General features: G+C 28.6%; 17 protein-coding genes and 1 other RNA gene. 13 read left to right on the forward strand and 5 right to left on the reverse strand.

Annotated features, from left to right (window positions below; genetic code table 11):
• Positions 1 to 4: 4 nt before the first annotated feature.
• Positions 5 to 1717, reverse strand: a complete 1713-nt coding sequence (locus Q0776_RS07570; RefSeq protein ID WP_298366648.1) for a M23 family metallopeptidase — start codon at positions 1715 to 1717, stop codon at positions 5 to 7.
• 163 nt (positions 1718 to 1880) lie between these two features.
• On the opposite strand from Q0776_RS07570, the gene Q0776_RS07575 reads away from it, so the two are divergent.
• From Q0776_RS07575 to Q0776_RS07595, 5 genes are all read left to right on the forward strand, one after another.
• Positions 1881 to 2171: a hypothetical protein gene (locus tag Q0776_RS07575; protein WP_298366650.1), complete on the forward strand. Its 291-nt coding sequence runs from the start codon at positions 1881 to 1883 to the stop codon at positions 2169 to 2171.
• 10 nt (positions 2172 to 2181) lie between these two features.
• Entirely contained in the window at positions 2182 to 2478 is a 297-nt protein-coding gene (locus tag Q0776_RS07580; RefSeq protein WP_298366652.1) for a cell division protein ZapA, read from the forward strand.
• Between the two features lie 54 nt (positions 2479 to 2532).
• Positions 2533 to 2639, forward strand: a non-coding RNA gene (ssrS, locus tag Q0776_RS07585) — 6S RNA.
• 46 nt (positions 2640 to 2685) lie between these two features.
• Entirely contained in the window at positions 2686 to 4254 is a 1569-nt protein-coding gene (rny, locus tag Q0776_RS07590; protein WP_298366655.1) for a ribonuclease Y, read from the forward strand.
• Between the two features lie 365 nt (positions 4255 to 4619).
• Positions 4620 to 8087, forward strand: coding sequence for a hypothetical protein (locus Q0776_RS07595; protein WP_298366657.1), 3468 nt, complete (start codon positions 4620 to 4622; stop codon positions 8085 to 8087).
• 58 nt (positions 8088 to 8145) lie between these two features.
• Here the strand turns inward: Q0776_RS07595 and xerD are convergent, their stop codons facing one another.
• Positions 8146 to 9045, reverse strand: a complete 900-nt coding sequence (gene xerD / locus Q0776_RS07600) for a site-specific tyrosine recombinase XerD (RefSeq protein WP_298366659.1) — start codon at positions 9043 to 9045, stop codon at positions 8146 to 8148.
• Between the two features lie 96 nt (positions 9046 to 9141).
• On the opposite strand from xerD, the gene Q0776_RS07605 reads away from it, so the two are divergent.
• From Q0776_RS07605 to Q0776_RS07640, 8 genes are all read left to right on the forward strand, one after another.
• Entirely contained in the window at positions 9142 to 9702 is a 561-nt protein-coding gene (locus Q0776_RS07605; protein WP_298366662.1) for an outer membrane beta-barrel protein, read from the forward strand.
• Between the two features lie 84 nt (positions 9703 to 9786).
• Positions 9787 to 10200, forward strand: coding sequence for a type II 3-dehydroquinate dehydratase (aroQ, locus tag Q0776_RS07610; protein WP_298366664.1), 414 nt, complete (start codon positions 9787 to 9789; stop codon positions 10198 to 10200).
• A 428-nt stretch (positions 10201 to 10628) separates the two neighbouring features.
• Entirely contained in the window at positions 10629 to 10868 is a 240-nt protein-coding gene (locus Q0776_RS07615; RefSeq protein WP_298366666.1) for a PqqD family protein, read from the forward strand.
• A 2-nt stretch (positions 10869 to 10870) separates the two neighbouring features.
• Complete coding sequence (locus Q0776_RS07620; protein ID WP_298366669.1) at positions 10871 to 11914, forward strand: ATP-grasp domain-containing protein; 1044 nt, start codon at positions 10871 to 10873, stop codon at positions 11912 to 11914.
• 10 nt (positions 11915 to 11924) lie between these two features.
• Entirely contained in the window at positions 11925 to 13271 is a 1347-nt protein-coding gene (locus tag Q0776_RS07625; RefSeq protein ID WP_298366671.1) for a hypothetical protein, read from the forward strand.
• A gap of 9 nt (positions 13272 to 13280) precedes the next feature.
• Positions 13281 to 15485, forward strand: a complete 2205-nt coding sequence (locus Q0776_RS07630) for an urea transporter (RefSeq protein WP_298366673.1) — start codon at positions 13281 to 13283, stop codon at positions 15483 to 15485.
• Positions 15470 to 16777: a hypothetical protein gene (locus Q0776_RS07635; RefSeq protein WP_298366675.1), complete on the forward strand. Its 1308-nt coding sequence runs from the start codon at positions 15470 to 15472 to the stop codon at positions 16775 to 16777. Before Q0776_RS07630 ends, Q0776_RS07635 begins: the two co-directional genes overlap by 16 nt.
• Positions 16765 to 17391, forward strand: a complete 627-nt coding sequence (locus tag Q0776_RS07640) for a tetratricopeptide repeat protein (RefSeq protein ID WP_298366678.1) — start codon at positions 16765 to 16767, stop codon at positions 17389 to 17391. The genes Q0776_RS07635 and Q0776_RS07640 overlap by 13 nt, the downstream gene beginning before the upstream one ends.
• Positions 17392 to 17396: 5 nt before the next feature.
• Here the strand turns inward: Q0776_RS07640 and Q0776_RS07645 are convergent, their stop codons facing one another.
• From Q0776_RS07645 to Q0776_RS07655, 3 genes are read right to left on the reverse strand one after another with little or no spacing between them, the layout of a single operon-like run.
• Positions 17397 to 18161: a TIGR02757 family protein gene (locus tag Q0776_RS07645; protein ID WP_298366679.1), complete on the reverse strand. Its 765-nt coding sequence runs from the start codon at positions 18159 to 18161 to the stop codon at positions 17397 to 17399.
• The gene (gene miaA / locus Q0776_RS07650; protein WP_298366680.1) at positions 18154 to 19065 is read right to left on the reverse strand and encodes a tRNA (adenosine(37)-N6)-dimethylallyltransferase MiaA; all 912 of its coding nucleotides are present in this window, start codon (positions 19063 to 19065) and stop codon (positions 18154 to 18156) included. The genes Q0776_RS07645 and miaA overlap by 8 nt, the downstream gene beginning before the upstream one ends.
• Positions 19058 to 19888 carry an ion transporter gene (locus tag Q0776_RS07655; RefSeq protein WP_298366682.1) on the reverse strand — a complete coding sequence of 277 codons (831 nt, stop codon included), beginning with the start codon at positions 19886 to 19888 and terminating at the stop codon, positions 19058 to 19060. Before Q0776_RS07655 ends, miaA begins: the two co-directional genes overlap by 8 nt.
• Positions 19889 to 19922 lie beyond the last annotated feature (34 nt).

Consider the following 19922-nt stretch of genomic DNA (forward strand, 5'->3'; position numbering starts at 1 on the left):
GAGCTTATTTTTTACGATAAAAAGTTGCATTAAGTACTCTAGTGTTTCCAACATTATCCGTTACAGTAACCTTTAAATTATGTTTAGCATTGGTAAAGGATTTATCATTTAAGTCATAAGTTAATTTATCAGTTTTAGCATCGTATTCCATTAAAATCCACTCTCCATCAATTTCACCTTTATATGATTTTATTCCCGATCCAGAATCACTAATATGAACCTTAATAGAGTTATACTTGGTAAGCCACTGTTCGTTTCTAATATTTAATAATTTTATTATAGGTTTCTCATTATCAGATGCTAATGTGTAATTACCTAGTTTTTTGGTTGAAGTGTAAAAAGTTGTATTCTTTTTTATGGTTTTTTGATAACTTGTTGTGCCATATTTATTAACAGAAGCAATATATAGATGTTTTTTTTCTTCAGGAGAGTATTTAGATACATCAAAAGTAAGTGTATAATTTTTGTCTAAAGGAATAGTTGGTGTATGTACTTTTACTATATTATTTTCAACCTTAAAATCTAAGAATTCATTATTATAAAAAGTATTTTTAGGAAAGGCAATACTTACTCCATTTAAACTAAATTTGTTGAATTCTTTAAAATTAATTTTATAAGGTGTTTCTTTTAAATTGTTGGCAACAATTAAAGAGTCTTTTTTACCTACTATTGGAATTTTTATACTTTGTGTATTACCTTTAAAGTCTTTTGCAATAACTTCGACATTGTAATTCAATCCATCTTTAACAGTTAAATAACCTTTGGTATCCGATTTTTTGTATAAACTTAACTTATTTGAAGGTTCAATAAAACATTTTTGAATTCGCTGGTTTAAATTGGCTAAACGTTCGTAATCAATTAACAAATTAATGTATTTACTTTCCGAAAAAGAAAAGGAAGTGGCATTAAACTCGTGGACTTTTGTTCCATTTACTAACATTGTTAAACTGTATAGTCCATTTTTATTATATGCTCCATCTAATTGATCATACGCATTAATACCAAAGCCAATTTTTCCGTATGCATTAATTATAGGTGTAGTTAAATTTCCATCTTTTAGTTTTATCAAAGAAATTTGGGAAGGTTTTGATATTCTATTTATATGAGATTCATCTGAAAGAGAATAACCTATCAAGGTGTTGATTCTAGGCTTTATAGCGTCGTTTATTTGTATTCCAAATAACATTGGGTTAATAGGCTTCTCTGTTTTCGAATTTCGTATTTCAAAATGCAAATGGGGACCACCAGAACTACCTGAATTTCCAGACAAAGCTATAACTTCTCCTTTTGAAATAGGTAAAGCAGATGCCTGAGGAAATAATTGTATTTCAAAACTTTTTTTTGAGTATTGATGTTTTTTTACAAAAGCCTCAATTTTATTATTAAACTTTTTTAAGTGCGCATAAACTGAAGTATAACCATTTGGATGTGTAATATAAAGAGCCTTTCCATAACCCCAAGCCGAAACTTTAATTCTAGAAACATAACCTTCTGCAGCCGTTGTTACATTTAAACCTTCCTTTCCTAAAGTTTTAATATCAAGACCAGAATGAAAATGATTAGTGCGTAATTCTCCAAATGTACCAGACAAAATTAAAGGAATGTCTAATGGACTTTCAAAATAATCTATAGGAAAAGTTGTATTAGAACTTAGAGCTCCTTGAGATATAGAATTTTGATAAATTAAGAGTATTAAAATAAAAAGTATATTTTTCACAATAATTGTTTTTGCTAAAATAAAATAATATTTTTTAGTAAAGATTAAAAATCAGGCATTTCACATTGTTTAGTTAAGTTTTTTTTAAAATGACATCAAAACAGTTGTAATATTGATATAGTAATGGTAACTTTGTATAAATAGTATATATTTTAGTTTTTTTATGAGTGAAATTTTAGGAGTTGTTGATTTAATTGAAAATAAACTCAATTCGCTTTTAGAAAATTATATTTTTTTGAAAGAAGAAAATGAGATTTTATACAATAAAATAGCAGTTTTAGAAAATGAAATAACTAAAGATAAGCAGTTAATTAATGAAATTGAAAATAAATATCAAGCATTAAAAATTGCAAAAACTATAGAAGGCAGTAAGGAAGATAGTAGAAATACAAAACTCAAAATAAATGCTTTAATTCGTGAAATTGATAATTGTATAATTCAATTAAGTGAATAAGATCTTTTAAATGGCGGAATCATTAAAAATAAAAGTTACAATTGCAGGAAGAGTTTACCCTCTAAGAGTAAAAAATGAAAATGAAGAAGAGGGAATGCGAAAAGCTGCAAATAAAATTAATGATTTAGTTACTAAATTTGAGCAAAACTATGCGGTTAGTGATAAACAAGATGTTTTAGCTATGTGTGCATTGCAATTTGCTTCATTAATTGAAATTAACGCAATTAATAAAGAAGAAGATTTAAATAAAGCAATAGAAAAAATGAATAAATTAAATGTTTTAATTGATGAGCATTTAAACAAATAAGTTCTTTAAAAATATTAATTAATAATACTGCCTACATTAGTAATTGTTTGTTAAACTCAACACTATATCTTTATAAAGGATGAGTCGTATTTGTAAAAGCAGGCCGTTTTAAACGGATCCTTGACCATTTCGTTAGTCCTAAACTTGTTTATAAGGAGTTTACAAAAACCATACTATTGTAGGTTTTTTTATATCTAAATTTGAAATATGGTAGAATCTATAATGCTAATTGTAATTGGCATAGTAATAGGATTAGCAATAGGATATGTTGTTGCTAAATCTTTAGAAAAAAAGAAGGCAACTAAAATATTAAGAAACACTAAAAAAGAAGCGAGTTCAATTATAAGAGAAGCTCAAATTGAGGCCGATGCAATTAAAAAAGATAAAATTTTACAAGCTAAAGAGAAGTTTATTGAATTAAAATCTGAACACGAAAAAGTCATAATTGCACGAGATAAAAAAATAGCCGATTCAGAAAAACGTGCAAGAGATAGAGAATCACAAATTTCTCAAGAATTAGACAAAAACAAAAAATTAAACCAAGAAGCAAACTCTAAAATTAATGAGTTCAATAAAAAAATTGAATACCTAGAACGCAGAACAGAAGAAGTTGATAAACTGCACAGAAAACAAGTAGAAAACCTTGAGGTAATTTCTGGTTTATCAGCTGAGGATGCTAAAAAAGAATTAGTTGAATCATTGAAAGATGAGGCTAAATCAGATGCAATGGCTCATATACAAGACACCATTGAAGAAGCAAAATTAACAGCACAACAGGAAGCACGTAAAGTTATATTAAATACAATTCAACGAGTAGGTGTTGAACAAACTGTTGAAAATTGTGTTTCTGTTTTTAATATTGAATCTGATGATGTTAAAGGACGTATTATTGGTAGAGAAGGTAGAAATATTAGAGCAATTGAGGCTGCAACTGGCGTGGAAATTATTGTAGATGACACTCCTGAGGCTATCATATTATCTTGTTTTGATCCGGTTCGTAGAGAAATTGCGCGCTTATCATTACATAAATTAGTAACTGACGGAAGAATTCACCCAGCCAGAATTGAAGAAATTGTTAAAAAAACAGAAAAACAATTACAACAAGAAATTATTGAAGTTGGTAAACGTACAGTAATAGATTTGGGTATTCATGGGTTGCATCCTGAGTTAATAAAAACCATTGGTAGAATGAAATATCGTTCTTCTTATGGACAAAATTTATTACAACACTCTCGTGAAGTTGCTAACCTTTGTGGATTAATGGCGGCAGAATTAGGACTTAATGCTAAATTAGCGAAACGTGCTGGTTTATTACATGATATTGGTAAAGTACCTGAAACTGAAAGTGAATTACCGCATGCTTTACTTGGAATGCAATGGGCAGAAAAATATAACGAAAACCCAGAAATATGTAACGCCATTGGAGCGCATCATGATGAAATTGAAATGAAAACGTTAATTGCACCAATTGTGCAAGTATGTGATGCTATTTCAGGTGCAAGACCAGGAGCTCGTAGACAAGTTTTAGATTCATATATACAGCGTTTAAAAGATTTAGAAGATATTGCATTCGGATTTAGTGGAGTGCAAAAGGCTTATGCTATACAGGCAGGTAGAGAATTACGTGTTATTGTTGAAAGTGAAAAGGTAAATGATGCAAAAGCGTCTGAACTTTCTTTTAATATATCACAAAAAATTCAAAATGATATGACCTATCCTGGACAAGTAAGAATAACAGTTATTAGAGAAACTAGAGCTGTAAATATTGCTAAATAGCATGTTTTGTTAAAATAAATTAAATAAAAAAAATCTCGCTTTTGCGGGATTTTTTTTTGCACCCAACCATGTTATTCAATGTTTATAATCGTACATATTAGTATAAAGTGTTTATTCTTAAAAGTTTAATACGATTTTAATATAAATTTCAACTTTAAATTATTGTTAATACAACATTTATTTAAATACGTTGCGAAATGTTTATATTTTTAATTTAATTTATATTTTTCTTTTAAAATTATTGAATTATAACATTTTTTTTAGATATTTTTGTGAAAATGAAAATTGGTTAACCAATTTTTATAATTGTTTATTACCTTAAATTTTATTGGTATAAAACAAAATTTAATTTTAAATATAATACTATGGGCACAAACCAGGAGGAAATTATTCAAACAAGAAAAGATATTGTACAGTACATAAACTTACAATTAGAATCTTTAGGTCAACCAATTTTTACAGATGATGAGAACTCAGATGAAAAATTTTGCAATCTAAAATTTCAAAAATTAACAAATTCGTTAATTAAAAATTTTAAAGAAAAGTCGAGATTATTGTCAAATCATTTATCTCCTGTAGATACAAGGATACAGAATTTTTTAAATGATTACCTTAAAAATGTTCCTTTTGATAAGCCCTATGTATTACCAAATAACACTTTAATTTTAAATCAGAAAGGACATGCACGTGAGGCAAGTTTACCACCAAATGGTAAAACGTTTGTAAGCGAGAATATTACTTCACACAGAATAAAACAAGGGATTTTAAATAATCCAATTCATGATAAAAGAACAACTAAAGGAACATTTCATATTGTAGAAGGAGACTTACCGGTACCTTTAGATAAAAAAGAAGTGCCAAAAATAGCTTTTGCACATTTTTTAAATGCTGCTTTTACTCCTTCAGATGAATTAAAAACATTACCATTTACTTCAAACCAAGAGAACAAAGCAAAAGTAATAGTTTCATTTCTAATGAGACCAATGGTTTGTCCTGAGGTAAAAGGAGTAATTTCTAAAAAAAGTATGGAGGTTCGCTTTTTTGCTCCTGGTAGTTTGGTAAGCAATTTAGATTTTGTTGAATCCATTTTCGGGAACGCCGGCGATCCTAATTTAGCACATAATGATGCAGCTCTGGATACCGAACATTGGACCGGACATACAGGATGTATAATTTTGGCACCTCAACTTAAAACCTTAACTAAAAAACAAGTTGGATTGCCTCATTATAATGATGCTACAGATCGTCAAAAAAATGATGGTATGTGCTGGAAAGATGATAATGAATTATATAATGACGGTAGCGCTTTTAAAGTAACTTGTAGAGACGATAGAGGTGTTGTTGTAACTATTATTGCTGATAATTATTTTGGATATTCAAAAAAGGAAATTAAAACCCAAATTAGTTATTCGGCAAATTTATTTGGATTGGTTGAAGAAGAGCATTCTGGCGGTGCAATAGCTTATCCAAGAGGTGTAATGGGGGATATTGTTGATGGTAGTGCATTTTCAGCTAAATTTGGGAATAGATTTAGTTTTGAAAATGTTAAAAATTTATTAGGTGATAGAATTGAAGTAAAAGATTCAAATTATGCAATAGATAAAAAGTACCCGAATTTAGTTTATATTCCTGAAAACGCCTATATAAATACCAATACCAATAATATAACTTGGACATATAAAAATGTAGAACAAGAACTAACATTATCTCCTCTTAAAACATATATACATCCAACAGGAAATAAGTTTAGATTAGAAAAACACAAGGCAATTTCTTTGTGGAGAATTGTAAATACTTCTCCAGAAGGTATTTTTTGCCATAAACCTTGTACTGTATCAGGTGGAGGGAAATCGGAAATTTCAAAATCTATGCTAAATGCTATTACATATAATACATTTAATATTTTAGATATTGATGAAGATTTTAAAAAGGCTGATGAAATTATTGAATATGATTACTCAAAAAGATGGAAAAATTTCGATTCATCGTTACCACCATCAAAACCATTTTTAAGCAAAGAACGTACTCTTGGTTCGGCAGTAATGTTATTAACTCCATCAAGTGATAATAGTGATGAGTTTAATGAGTTTGTTAAAAATATTCCTGTTCATATTAGATCGCTGGTTTTATTTGTAAAACGATTATACAGACAAGATCACGGAGATTTAAATTGGAAAGATTGTATGTCTGTTCAAATTATAAATGGACAAAAAGGAACAGGGCTTTGGTATTTTAACAATCCTGTGGTTGGTAGTTATGTTAGAATTGGATTTAATCCAGAAGGAAGATGGATGTTAAATAAATTACGTTCAGATTTTTCTGCGAGTACAAAAATTCAGTTAGAAGATGATATTTCAGCTTCAATAACTTTACCTAGAAATAAGTTTAAAAATTTAAACAACCAATACACAAATAAAAGTTTAAAGGTTGTAGCAAATTGTGAGTCGCATTTATTCCAAAGACCCGATGAAGCAATTGTTAGAGGTTATGATGAAGGAGCAGAGCGTGATTTAGTATCGGGCAACGTATTTTTAACTAATTACGAGCTATTAACTAAAAAAGACGCTATTGAAATATTTGAAGACACTATTAACTATGATAAATATACACAGCCTGTAAAAGATTTAATTTTAAGTGTTGTTAATAGTCCAAATGATGAAGAATATTTTTCTTTACCATCGCACACTAGAATTGTTGATGGAGAACCAACAAAAAATCCTCGTTATTTAGAAAAAAACATTTTTATTAATGAAACTGAAGATAGTTATTTAGGCGAAGTAGGTGTAAGGTTGTTTAGGAAAATAAAATCTGAAGACCCAGTTATTAATGTTGTAAATGCTGTTTTGCCAGGGAGAAGAAATAATCCAGTAGATAAAGAAGCTGGTATTAGACCATTGGCAGTTTACAACCCAATTCATTATCAAGAAACTCCAGAGTTATTTATGGACTTTATTTGTAGTTTAACGGGGAAATCTCCTTCAACTACTGGTGCCGGATCTGAGGGAGCATTAACAAAAGGACCTTTTAATATGTTAACTCCAACTACAGATTTAAACAATGCATTATTATCGCATATTTTAACAGAATCTAATGCGTTTAGTACTGCCGCAGGTTATGTTGGAGCTGAAAATAAAGTAGACCATGACATTAGTTTATTAATACCCGAAATTTGGGCTCGTTTGGAAGCAGAGGATAGAGATCCAAAAGCGTTAATTGAAAATGGTTCTTTAGAAAAAATTGAAGATTTTGAATATAATGGTAATAAAGTTTTAGCAAGCCGCTTAGGATATAGAATTACTAGTACGTTTTCTTTAAGATGTTTAAATCGTTTATTTGACGAGCCAAATGCTGTTTTTAGTGAAAAAATGTTGAAACCAGAATTACAAGGTCTAGAAGATTATGTAGACGGTATTGCAAATATTGTTGAGGCACAACAAAAAGTAGCGTTAAGATATTTTGCTGATGGAAGTGTTGAAGCAGCTATTCCTCCATTAAAAATAATTCTTCATGTTATGGCTTATGGACAGTATGAAGGTAAAGAAATTAGCGATCCAACTTTAAGAGCTTATTTTGATAGAGATTATGTTTTAAAAAGCGATTGGTATAAAGAGCGTTTAAAATTAAAGCAACAAAAAGATGTAAATTTTTATATAAAACAAATTAATTATTTAGAAACGTTTATTTCGAACCCGAAAAACGATTTAATTGTTGAAGAATTAAATTTAGTTGAAAAATTAGAAAATGTTAAAAACATGTATAGTAAAGCCAATTCTAACGAGTATTTAAAATCGTTAGAAGGAACTATTGGAACTGATCCATTGTTTAGAAAATAATTCTATTTAAATTATTATTAAAAACTGTAGTTAATGTTGAAAAATGTTACTACAGTTTTTATTTACTCCTTGGGTGAAATGTATTAACAACTTCTTTTAAGAAACTCTTATCCAAATGCATATATATTTCGGTTGTTGTAATACTTTCATGACCTAACATTTGTTGAATTGCTCTTAAATCTGCACCTCGTTCTAGTAAATGAGTAGCAAATGAGTGTCTAAACGTATGCGGACTAATTTTCTTTTTTAATCCAGTTTTTATAGCAAGGTTTTTAACAATGGTAAAAATCATTACACGTGTTAGTTTTTTCCCTCTTCTGTTTAAAAAAACAGTATCCTCAAAGCCTTTTTTTACATCAATATGTGAACGAATATCAAGAACATAAAAATTGATATATTTTTGAGTTTGCTCATTAATAGGTACAAATCTTTGCTTATTACCTTTTCCAATAACCCTAATAAACCCTTCTTCAAAAAATAAATCAGAAAGTTTTAAATCTACTAATTCAGAAACCCTTAAACCACAACTATATAATGTTTCTAAAATGGTTCTATTACGTTCGCCTTGTGGCTCACTTAAGTCAATTGAATTAATTAATAAGTCAATATCTTTAATCGAAAGAGTATCTGGAAGTTTCATCCCAATTTTTGGTGTTTCAATTAAATCAGTAGGGTTAGATTCTCTATAGTTTTCAAAAATTAAATAGTCGAAGAAATTGCGAATTCCAGATATTAATCTTGCTTGTGAACGGGCATTGATTGTTTTTGAAGCAGTATAAATAAATTCTTGTATAATTACATCATTAATAACAATAGGCGTGGTGTTAATTTTATTGGTTTCGAGATATTGAATTAATTTTTTAACATCTCTAGAATAACTTTCAATAGAGTTTTTTGCCAAACCTTTTTCAATTTTTAGGTAGGTAACATAATCTGTTAAAGCGTTATTCCATTTCATATTTGTAAATATAAGAAATAATAAATCTGACTTAATTAAATATTAAAAACAACTTTAAATAAATTTAATATCTTAGTGTCTCTAAATTTTAATGAAATGAAAAAATATATATCCTTATTAATTTTTACTGTTTTATTTTTAAATAAAAATTTAATATTTGCTCAAAGTATTAATCTTTTTGGAGTAAAAGGAGGAGTTAATTTAATGGAAATTAGGGATAAACTAAACGACGATTCTGTTGCAAAAGAAAACAAAACAGGATTTTATTTAGGAGCTTTTATGGAATTTAGAAAAAGTGTTAATTTTTCAATTCAAGCAGAAATAAATTATTCGGGAACAAATAATAAAACAAATGACCAAATAGGATTACTTCATATTCCTGTTTTATTTAAATATAAAGTTGCTAATAAAGTTGAAATTTATGGAGGCCCAGAATCTCAATTTTTATTGTCAGTTAGTAGAACAGATATAAAAAATAAGCAGTATAAAAAGTTTATTTTAGCCGCAGATTTGGGCGTTGGTTTTTTAATTACTGAAGAATTAACATTAGATGCTCGTTATAATTTAGCAGTTTCTAATTATATGGATTTTGGTCCACATCGAAACAAAAAATTAAATTTTATTCAAATTGGTTTGGCTTATAAATTTGATAATTAGTTGTTGTTAAAAGCTAATTTCCAAGATTAATTTTTAAATTTGAATTCGAAATAATTTCACCAAAAATATTAGTCTAAAATATCTATGAAAATTTTAATCTTAAATGGTCCAAATCTTAACTTATTAGGAAAAAGAGAACCTGAAATATATGGAAGTTTAACTTTCGAAGAATATTTTAAGACCTTACAAAAAAAATATGCAAACATAGAATTGTATTATTATCAAAGTAATATAGAAGGAGAAATTATAGACAAATTACACGAAGTAGGTTTTAATTTTGATGGCGTTATTCTAAATGCAGGTGCGTATACACATACTTCTGTTGCAATAGGAGATGCTATAAAAGGAATTGAAACCCCAGTTATTGAAGTACACATTTCGAATGTTCATTCTCGTGAAGATTTTAGACATATTTCTTATATAACGCCAGTTGTTAAAGGAGTTATAGCTGGTTTTGGTTTGCAAAGTTATGATTTAGCCTTAGAGAGTTTTATTTAATTTAATTACCTTTTGTAGTTTTTCGAAAACTCTTTTAAAGACATAGGCGTTATTTTTTTAGAATTGCAATATTCAACATATATCTTATAGTGTTTTACCACAGGTTCTAGTGTTTTATTTTTAGTTTTTTTATCTTTTTGAAAATCTGAAATCATTTTTACGATATAAGTGTTTGTATATTAAGACACTAAACTCTTTTTAAAGTCACTATTTTAACTAAATTGGAAAGTGTTAATTTCTACATAAAAGTTATTTTAGTTTTTTATTTAATTAACTGAAGTGAACAATATTTTATAACTTTAAACAATTAACCAACTAAGAAATATTATAAAAGGTTGTGTAACTTATGTAGTATTTAAAAACATAATAATAGTCGAAATTTGATGTAAAGCTTAAACTTTATAAAAATTGTATAAATTAATAAAATTATGAGTAAATTAAACTCCTTAGCCATAAGTGAAAACGGTTTTATATTTAAGCCTTCAACAGGAGAATCTTTTGTAACCAATGAAATTGGTTTATTTATAATACAGTTACTAAAATCTGGAAAAAAAGCTGATGAAATTATTCAAGAAATAATTAAAGATTTTGAGGTTGATAATTTAACAGCAGGAAAAGATTTGTATGAATTTTTAGATTTCTTAAAAAAAGAAAACATGACCGATTAGTTATGGAAAAAAAGAAACTAAATATTGCCGTAACAGGCCTAAATAATATTGATAGTCCTGGCCCAGGTGTTCCGGTTATAAGAGCACTAAAAAAATCGGGAATGGATGTTAAAATTATTGGGTTGGCTTATGAAAATCTAGAACCTGGAATTTATATGCCTGGCTTGGTAGATAAGTCTTATTTAATGCCATTTCCTTCTACCGGAAGTGAAGCCTTTTTAGAGCGATTAGCTTATATACATAAAAAAGAAAACTTGGATATTGTTATACCAAATTTCGATTCTGAATTATTTTTATTTATTAAATTTAATGAGAGATTAAAGCAAATGGGTATTTCTACATTTCTACCTACGTTAGAACAATTTGAAGAACGACATAAAGATAATTTACCTGAATATGCCCGTAAATATAACATAACCGTTCCAGAAAGTAAACCTTTGGTAAATATTAAAGAATTAGAAAATTTACCAAAACCTTTAAGTTACCCTTATTTTATAAAAGGTAAATTTTACGAAGCTTTTAAAGTTTCTAACCTAGCACAATCACAATATTATTTTAATAAATTATCTGCAAAATGGGGGTTACCTGTTGTTGTGCAACAAGCTATTCAAGGTACAGAAGTAAATGTAATAGCTTTAGGCGATGGTGAAGGAAATACGGTTTCGGCTGTGCCTATGCGCAAGCAATATATAACAGATAAAGGAAAAGCTTGGGGCGGAATTACCATAAGCGATGAACGTTTACTCAAAATTACTCACGATATAATAAAAAAAACAAAATGGCGTGGAGCATTAGAACTTGAAATGATTAAAACCGATGATGGTGAATATTATTTAATAGAAATTAATCCGCGAATACCTGCTTGGGTATATTTGGCCGTAGGCGCTGGGCAAAATTTACCAGAACTGTTGTGCAAATTAGCTCTAGGTGAAAAAGTTGACCCGATAAAAGAGTACAAAACAGGAAAAATGTTTATTCGGTATTCTTGGGATTTAATTGGAGATATTTCCGATTTTGAAAAAATTATAGTATTTGGTGAATTATAAAATTAACAAGATGAGCAAAAAAATATACGAACGCCCAATTCTTCGAAAAGTAGTAGAAGGTATACCTAATAAATTTGGGAGTTTAAAGCGGTTAAGACCAATAAGTAAAATTGATGATGTAGAAATAGATTCAATAATGGATACCTATGGTTCTCCAGTTTTTATAATTTCAGAAAATACCATTAGAAATACTTATAGAAGTGCTTATAGAGCTTTCGCTACACGTTATCCAAAAGTTCAATTTGCGTGGTCTTATAAAACTAATTATTTAGATGCAGTTTGTAGAATATTTCATCAAGAAGGGGCTTGGGCAGAAGTTGTGTCAGGGTTTGAATATGAAAAAGCTATTGATAATAATATTTCTGGAAATAAAATTATTTTTAATGGTCCAGATAAAAGCAAGGAAGATTTAAAAATAGCAATCAATAATAATTCACTAATTCATATTGATCATTTTGATGAATTAAATACAATTTTAGAATTACGAAAAGAGCTAGATAAACAACCGCAAGTTGCAATTAGGGTAAATATGGATACTGGAATAATTCCACAATGGGATCGTTTTGGATTTAATTATGAGAATGGCGAAGCTTGGAACGCAATTAATAGAATTTTAAGTAGTGGTTTAATGGATTTAATTGGTTTACATGTTCACGTTGGAACTTATATAAGTACATCTAAAGCATATACAATTGCAATTCAAAAATTAGCCGAATTAGCAAATAAAACTTACAATCGATTTAATACATTAATTAGCTATATTGATGTTGGTGGTGGTTTTGCTTCCCAAAACACTTTACAAGGTGCCTATATGCCTGCAACCGATACCTGTCCAAGTTTTGATGATTATGCACATGCCATTACTTCAGCAATGAATGAAGCTTCCTTTCCAAATAATGAATTTCCAACACTTATTTTGGAAACAGGTCGTGCTATGATTGATGAAGCGGGTTGGTTAGCAGGTACTGTTTTGGCAAACAAAAGGTTAGCTGACGGAAGAAGAGCTATGGTAATTGACGCTGGAATTAATTTAATGTTTACTGCCTTTTGGTACGATTATGAAATTTACCCATTGCACGAAACTAGTTTTCAGTCCGAGCCAACTACAATTTACGGTCCGTTGTGCATGAATATTGATGTAATTAGAAAAAATATAAACTTTCCATTGTTAAATAAAGATGATCGTTTTGTAATTAAACGAGTTGGAGCATATACAATGACTCAATGGATGCAGTTTATTACATATCGTCCAAACATTGTAATGATTGATGCCAATAAAGAAGTTCATGTAATTCGTAAAAAAGAAGATAAAGAGGTGTTTAGGCAGCAAGAAGAAATTCCAAAACATTTACTGTAGAAATTAAATATGAACTTAAGATTACCTAATAAAGATATTTCAATTTGGAAAGCAATATTAAAAAGCTATTCTCAGGTCTTTTTTTCTGAAAGCAAATTATTTGCAGCGATACTTTTATTGGTGAGTTTTATTGATTGGTGGACTGGGGTTTGTGGATTATTAGCTATTATAATTGCCATTGGAATAGCTAAAATTCTTGAATACGATGAAACAACTATTCAAAAAGGATTGTTTAGTTTTAACTCACTTCTTGTTGGTTTAGGAATTGGAACTTACTTTTCTCCAAGCATCGAAGTTTTATTTTTACTATTAATAGGTAGTGCAATTGCATTTTTTGTAACTGTAATTTTAATGGGTGTTTTCGCTAAATATGGATTACCTTTTTTAAGCTTACCGTTTTTAGTTGCAATTTGGATTCTCATGTTATCTTTTCCAACTTTTACAAATGTAGCTTTAAACTCAGATGCATTATTTCCTTCAAATATGTTTCATAAAATAGGAGGAAATTCTTTAGTAAGCTTCATTAATTTGTTGGATTCTGTTTTTATAGACACTTCATTTGGAACCTACTTTTTATCGTTAGGAGCCATTTTTTTTCAATTTAATATTCTTGCCGGAATTTTTATAGCAATTGGTTTACTTATTCATTCTAGAGTTCATTTTTTATTCTCTTTAATTGGTTTTTTTGTTGCTTATTGGTTCTATTCATTTTTAGGATTGTATACAGGATCATTAAATTACACCTATTATGGATTTAACTTTGTACTTTCAGCAATTGCAATTGGTGGTTATTTTTTAATTCCTTCAAAACAGTCTTTATTGTGGAGTATTTTTTTAATTCCAGCGTTGGTTGTTGTAACTATAGGAAGCGATAGACTATTTGCAGTTTTTGAGTTGTCAGTTTTTTCATTACCCTTTAACTTAGTTCTTATAAGTGTTTTATATGCTTTAAAAATTAGGTTCGACCAAACAAAACAACCAGTTTTAACCTACTTTCAACAAAGAAATCCAGAAACAAATGCTTACTTGTTCGATAGTCAATCGAATAAAGAATATGCCTCGTTTATCAATTCAGTTCGTTTGCCTTTTTTGGGGGAATGGACTATTAACCAAGGACATAACGGGAATTATACACATCAAGGATTTTATAAATTTGCATGGGATTTTGTAATTAAAGATGAGCATACGAATTTAGAATTTTTAAATGACGGTTATACTGTAGAAGATTATTATTGTTTTGGAAAGCCAGTAATTTCTCCTGCTGAAGGAGTTGTTGTTGCGGTTGTTAATACTGTAGAAGATAATGACATAGGTATTGCAAATACAAGACAAAACTGGGGGAATACTGTAGTAATAAAACACGATACATTTTTATTTTCAAAAATAAGTCATTTACAAAAAGGTTCAATAAAAGTAGTTGTTGGAGAAAGTGTTTATGAAGGACAGGAGCTTGGTAAGTGTGGAAATTCTGGGCGTTCACCTTATCCGCATCTTCATTTTCAATTACAAGCATCATCAAAAATTGGTAGTCCTGCTATGTTTTACCCTTTGGAAGACTATATTGTTGAAAATCAAACAGAAAAACAAGAATACATTCAAAAAGGAATTCCTTTAGAAAATAGTACAGTTTCGAATATTAATAGTTCAGCTTTACTTTTAGAGGCTTTTAAATGGAATCCTGGAGATTCGTTTATTATTGAGTTACAACATGAAAATTCCGAATTAAAATTATATGAAATAGAAAATCAGATAAATATTTATAATCAATCATTTTTAGTTTGTAAAAAAACAGGAGCAAAATTATATTACAGAAATAATAATAAAACGTTCGATATTATAAATTATATAGGTTCATTAAAAAGTCCTTTGGCAATTTTTAATAAATCCTTATATAAAGTTGTATTTACTGAAAAGTCTGAATTAACAATATTTTCACGCTTTCCAATACATCATTTATATGGTTTTCCAACAAGAGTAATTCAAGATTTTTTAGTTCCTTTTGGTATTTTTCTTAAAGGAAATTATCAATTACATTATAATAAAAGTGAGGTTTTATTTAATCAACAAGAAATAAAACTTAACTCTCAAATTTTAGGGAATAATAATAAACAATTATTTTCTGCGGACATTACTATTGGTAAAAACAAAGAAATAAGTTGTATATGTAAGCAACCAAACAAAGATAAAATTTATTTAAAATGGGCAAAAAAATAGCAATTGTGATGGTTTTGTTGCTGATGATTAACAGTTTGCATTCTCAACAAAATAAAAATTCATATAAAACAATTGATAGTTTAACTTATGACTTGTTTTTAAAGCAAGAATGGAAAAATTTATTAAAAGTTGGAAATGATTTTAAAAAAAACGAAACAGATTTTTATTATTTAAAAATAAGAATGGGAATTGCCAATTTTAAATTAGGCAAATATTTATTAGCGGTAAAATTGCTGGAAGAAGCATACAATTTAAATAACTTTAATGTTGTTGTTCAAGATTATTTATACTGGGCTTATAGGTATTCCGGTTTATATTTAGAATCTGATATGTTTTATAAAAAAATGGACGCTACGCTTCAAAAACAAATAGGCTTGGATTTAAAATTTATCTCTGCTGTTGATGTTGGTGTAGTTGCAACTTCCAATCCCGATTACGATAATCTATTGTTAGGAAACACTGCAAGTGAAACAATAAATACACGTAATTTTATAGATAATCATCAAATTATAACAGTAGGTTTAAATCACAGGTTTTCTAATAACTCTAATTTTTATCATAGACTTACAGTTATGCCACGTAAATTAGTTTATCAAGAAAATAATTCGGGAGCAACTACTAATATATTTTACGAAGGAACCGAAATTAGATATTACGCCGATGCTACTTTTTCTTTAGGAAAACGCTGGTATTTAGATGCTTATGCAGTTCTTTTATTTGGAGAATATGATGATTTATCTAGTCTGTCCACTGAAAATTCGATTAATTCAAATAATAAAATAAACTATTCAGATGTTGTTTTTGGTGGAGCAATATCAAAATCTAGTATTTATTTTAGAAATAGTTTTAATATATCGTATTCTAATTTAAATGGAGCAAACCAATTACAAACCGGTTATTCAATTTCAATGTATCCACTTGGTAATAACTTAGTTGTGCCATTTGGATCATTTCAGTACTTAAGCGAAAGTCTCGATTCAAATTCCGAAAACAGATTTATATATTCAGGTGGAGTAGCTGTTAATAAAAATAAAATGTCTTTAACGGGTTTTGCAACGATTGGAGAAATTAAAAATTATATTTCTAGTAATGGATTGGTGGTATACAATCAATTGGCAGAAACAGAAAGTGAATTTGGAGCTATATTACAAGTTTATTTAAACAAATTTCAACTAAAATTAGGATATTCATTAATGAATATGAAAGATTATAGTATATCTGATATAGAAATACAAAATTCATTTAAATACAAACAACAAAACTTAATATTAGGAGTAACATGGACGCAGTAAAAAGAAATATTTTTTTAGGTTATTTAGTATTATTAATTAGCAATGCTAGCTATGGTCAACACAATTTTTCGTTAATTCAAGATGCTTTTAATGAAAGTTACAAATTAGAGGCTAGTGGTGATTTTAAAGATGCTGCTAATAAAATTAAGGAGGTTTACAAAGAAGATTTTTACGAATCTAATTTGCGACTTGGCTGGTTGAATTATATGGCCGGAAATTTTAATGAGTCTATTGCTTTTTATCAAAAATCGATAGCTCTAATGCCTTTTGCTGAAGAACCAAAATTTGGCTATGTTTTTCCACTTTCGGCCTTGGGACGTTGGGATGAAGTAATTACTGTTTACAGTCAAATTTTAGAAAACTCGAGCAATAATACCAAAGCTTTGTATTATTTAGGAACTATTTATTACAATAGAAAACAATACGATAAAGCCTTAACTTATTTTAAAAGAATGACAGATTTATATCCTTTCGATTTTGATGCCTTGTATATGTATGCTTGGAGTAATTTACAATTAGGCAAAAAGAAAGAAGCTAAATTACTGTTTCAAAAAGCATTATTAAACAAGCCGGGTAATGCTGAAGCAAAAAGCGGATTGTTGTTAACCGAATAAACTATTTAAAATTTTTCAAAAACACCAAGTCCAAATAAAGCGAAATCGTATTTTACAGGATCCTTTTTATCCATTTTTTTTAAAGAAGCGTCCAATTGGGCTAGTGCTTTAGCATCATTTTGTTTGCGAGTTAATAAACCTAATTTACGCGCAACATTTCCAGAATGAACATCTAAAGGACAAGAAAGTAGAGCAGGAGAGAGGCTTTCCCAAATTCCAAAATCAACACCATTATTGTCATTTCTAACCATCCAACGTAAAAACATATTTATTCTTTTTGCTGCAGAACCTTTTACTGGGTCTGAAATGTGTTTTAAAGTTCTAATTGGGTGGTTAATTTCGAAAAAAACCTTTTTTAAATTATGTATTGCCGGTTGCAGAGATTGGTTAGTGGCATTTAATTTAAATAAATATTCCAAACCCTGATGGTTTGTGTAAATATGATTTAATGCTTTTATAAAATAAATAAAATCGGTGCTATTAAATGTTCTATGTACAAATCCTTTAATTTGCTCTAAATCTTGTTTTTTATGATTCATAATAAAATCGAAGGGAGAATTACCCATAAGCTCCATCATATTATGAGCATTTTTAATAATCATTTTTCGATTTCCCCAAGCAATTGTAGCTGTTAAGAAACCAGCAATTTCAATATCTTCTTTTTGTGAAAATAAATGAGGTATTTGAATTGGATCACTTTCAATAAACTTAGGATTGTTGTATTCCAATACTTTTTCATCTAAAAATTCTTTCAGTTCAGATTTATTCAAAAGAAATTAAATTTTCAATTTTATTAATAATTTTGGTAATATCTTCTTCAAAATGAAACCAATGAATGTTTGAATCTTTTTTATTCCAGGTTACTTGTCTTTTTGCAAACCTTCTGGTGTTTTTCTTTATTTCAGAAATTGCAAAATCTAATTCGCACTTTCCATCAAAATATTCAAATAATTCTTTGTATCCAACTGTTTGAAGCGCATTTAAATCTCTATGTTTATATAATTTTTTAGCTTCTTCTAATAATCCTTCTTTTATCATAAGATCAACACGTTTATTAATTCGGCTGTACATAAGTTCTCTATCAGCATATAATCCTATTTTAATAGGAATAAAATTACGTATTTCTTTTGGTTTATTTTTAAATTGGGAATAAGTTTTACCGGTTCCAATACAAATTTCTAAAGCTCTAATTAATCTATGTGGATTTTCAATTTCAATAGTGTTATATGACTCAAGATCTAATTCTTTTAATTTTTTTTGAAGAAATTCAATTCCCTCAGAGTTCAACTCTTTATTAAGTTTAGTTCTAATTTTCGGTTTTACATCAGGAAAATAATCTAAACCATCTATTACAGCATTTGTATATAAACCGCTACCACCAACCATTATAGCCATATTGTTTTTTATAAAAATAGCGTTTAGCTTCTCTATAGCGTCTTTTTCGAATTGGCCTACACTATAATTCTCAAAAATTGATCTATTTTGAATAAAATGATGTTGTGCAGCATCTAATTCTTCTTTGGTTGGTACAGCTGTACCAATTTTCATTTCTTTGTAAAATTGGCGTGAATCGCAAGAGATTATATCGGCTTTAAAATGTTGCGCCAATTTTATACTTAGAGCAGTTTTTCCAATTGCTGTTGCCCCAACTATTGTAATTAAATAGTTAGTCATTTCGTAATTTTTCTCCACATTTATTGCAATAAACGGCATTGTCGGTATGCACATCTGCACCACAATGCTTACAATGTTGTGTGTTTTTTTCTATTGGCTGTTCGGCACGCGTAATTTCTGAAGTTACAATTCCTGTTGGAACAGCTATAATTCCATAACCTAAAATCATAATTAAACTAGCTATAAACTGACCAAATGGAGTGTGTGGCGCAATATCTCCATATCCAACTGTTGTAAGTGTAACAATTGCCCAATACATGCTTCGAGGAATGCTTGTAAATCCATTTTGAGGACCTTCAACAATGTACATAATTGTTCCTAAAATAATTGTAAGTACAATTACACTAAATAAAAATACAGAAATTTTAATTCTACTAGCTTTTAGTGCAGAAACTAAAGTTACAGAAGCTCCTAAATAACGTGCTAATTTTAGTATTCTAAAAACCCTTAACAATCTTAGTGCTCTTAAAGCAATTAAAGCATGTGATCCTATAAAAAAGAATGAAAGATATTTAGGTATTGTAGCTAATAAATCAATTACTCCGTAAAAACTAAAAATATAAGTTGAAGGTTTTTTTATAGTAACAATTCTTAAAATATATTCAATAGTAAAAAGAATTGTTATAATCCACTCTGAAATGTTTAGAAAGTTGTGATATTTTGTGTCTATACTTTCAACACTTTCTAGCATTACCAAAATTATACTTATAATAATTGTAATAATTAATATAACATCAAAAAGTTTTCCATTTTTAGTATCGGCTTCATAAATAATTTCATGAAGTCTACTTTTCCAATTTTTTTTATTTAGATAATCGCTCAATTTTGGTGTTTGGTGAATTTAACTACTAAATTAA

The organism is uncultured Lutibacter sp. (genome assembly GCF_947495725.1).
GTDB lineage: Bacteria > Bacteroidota > Bacteroidia > Flavobacteriales > Flavobacteriaceae > Lutibacter.

Coding starts and splice junctions, on each gene's coding strand:
- Q0776_RS07575 (WP_298366650.1), top strand. CDS start 1,881: ATGAGTGAAATTTTAGGAGTTGTTGATTTAATTGAAAATAAACTCAAT.
- Q0776_RS07580 (WP_298366652.1), top strand. CDS start 2,182: ATGGCGGAATCATTAAAAATAAAAGTTACAATTGCAGGAAGAGTTTAC.
- rny (WP_298366655.1), top strand. CDS start 2,686: ATGGTAGAATCTATAATGCTAATTGTAATTGGCATAGTAATAGGATTA.
- Q0776_RS07595 (WP_298366657.1), top strand. CDS start 4,620: ATGGGCACAAACCAGGAGGAAATTATTCAAACAAGAAAAGATATTGTA.
- xerD (WP_298366659.1), bottom strand. CDS start 9,045: ATGAAATGGAATAACGCTTTAACAGATTATGTTACCTACCTAAAAATT.
- Q0776_RS07605 (WP_298366662.1), top strand. CDS start 9,142: ATGAAAAAATATATATCCTTATTAATTTTTACTGTTTTATTTTTAAAT.
- aroQ (WP_298366664.1), top strand. CDS start 9,787: ATGAAAATTTTAATCTTAAATGGTCCAAATCTTAACTTATTAGGAAAA.
- Q0776_RS07615 (WP_298366666.1), top strand. CDS start 10,629: ATGAGTAAATTAAACTCCTTAGCCATAAGTGAAAACGGTTTTATATTT.
- Q0776_RS07620 (WP_298366669.1), top strand. CDS start 10,871: ATGGAAAAAAAGAAACTAAATATTGCCGTAACAGGCCTAAATAATATT.
- Q0776_RS07625 (WP_298366671.1), top strand. CDS start 11,925: ATGAGCAAAAAAATATACGAACGCCCAATTCTTCGAAAAGTAGTAGAA.
- Q0776_RS07630 (WP_298366673.1), top strand. CDS start 13,281: ATGAACTTAAGATTACCTAATAAAGATATTTCAATTTGGAAAGCAATA.
- Q0776_RS07635 (WP_298366675.1), top strand. CDS start 15,470: ATGGGCAAAAAAATAGCAATTGTGATGGTTTTGTTGCTGATGATTAAC.
- Q0776_RS07640 (WP_298366678.1), top strand. CDS start 16,765: ATGGACGCAGTAAAAAGAAATATTTTTTTAGGTTATTTAGTATTATTA.
- miaA (WP_298366680.1), bottom strand. CDS start 19,065: ATGACTAACTATTTAATTACAATAGTTGGGGCAACAGCAATTGGAAAA.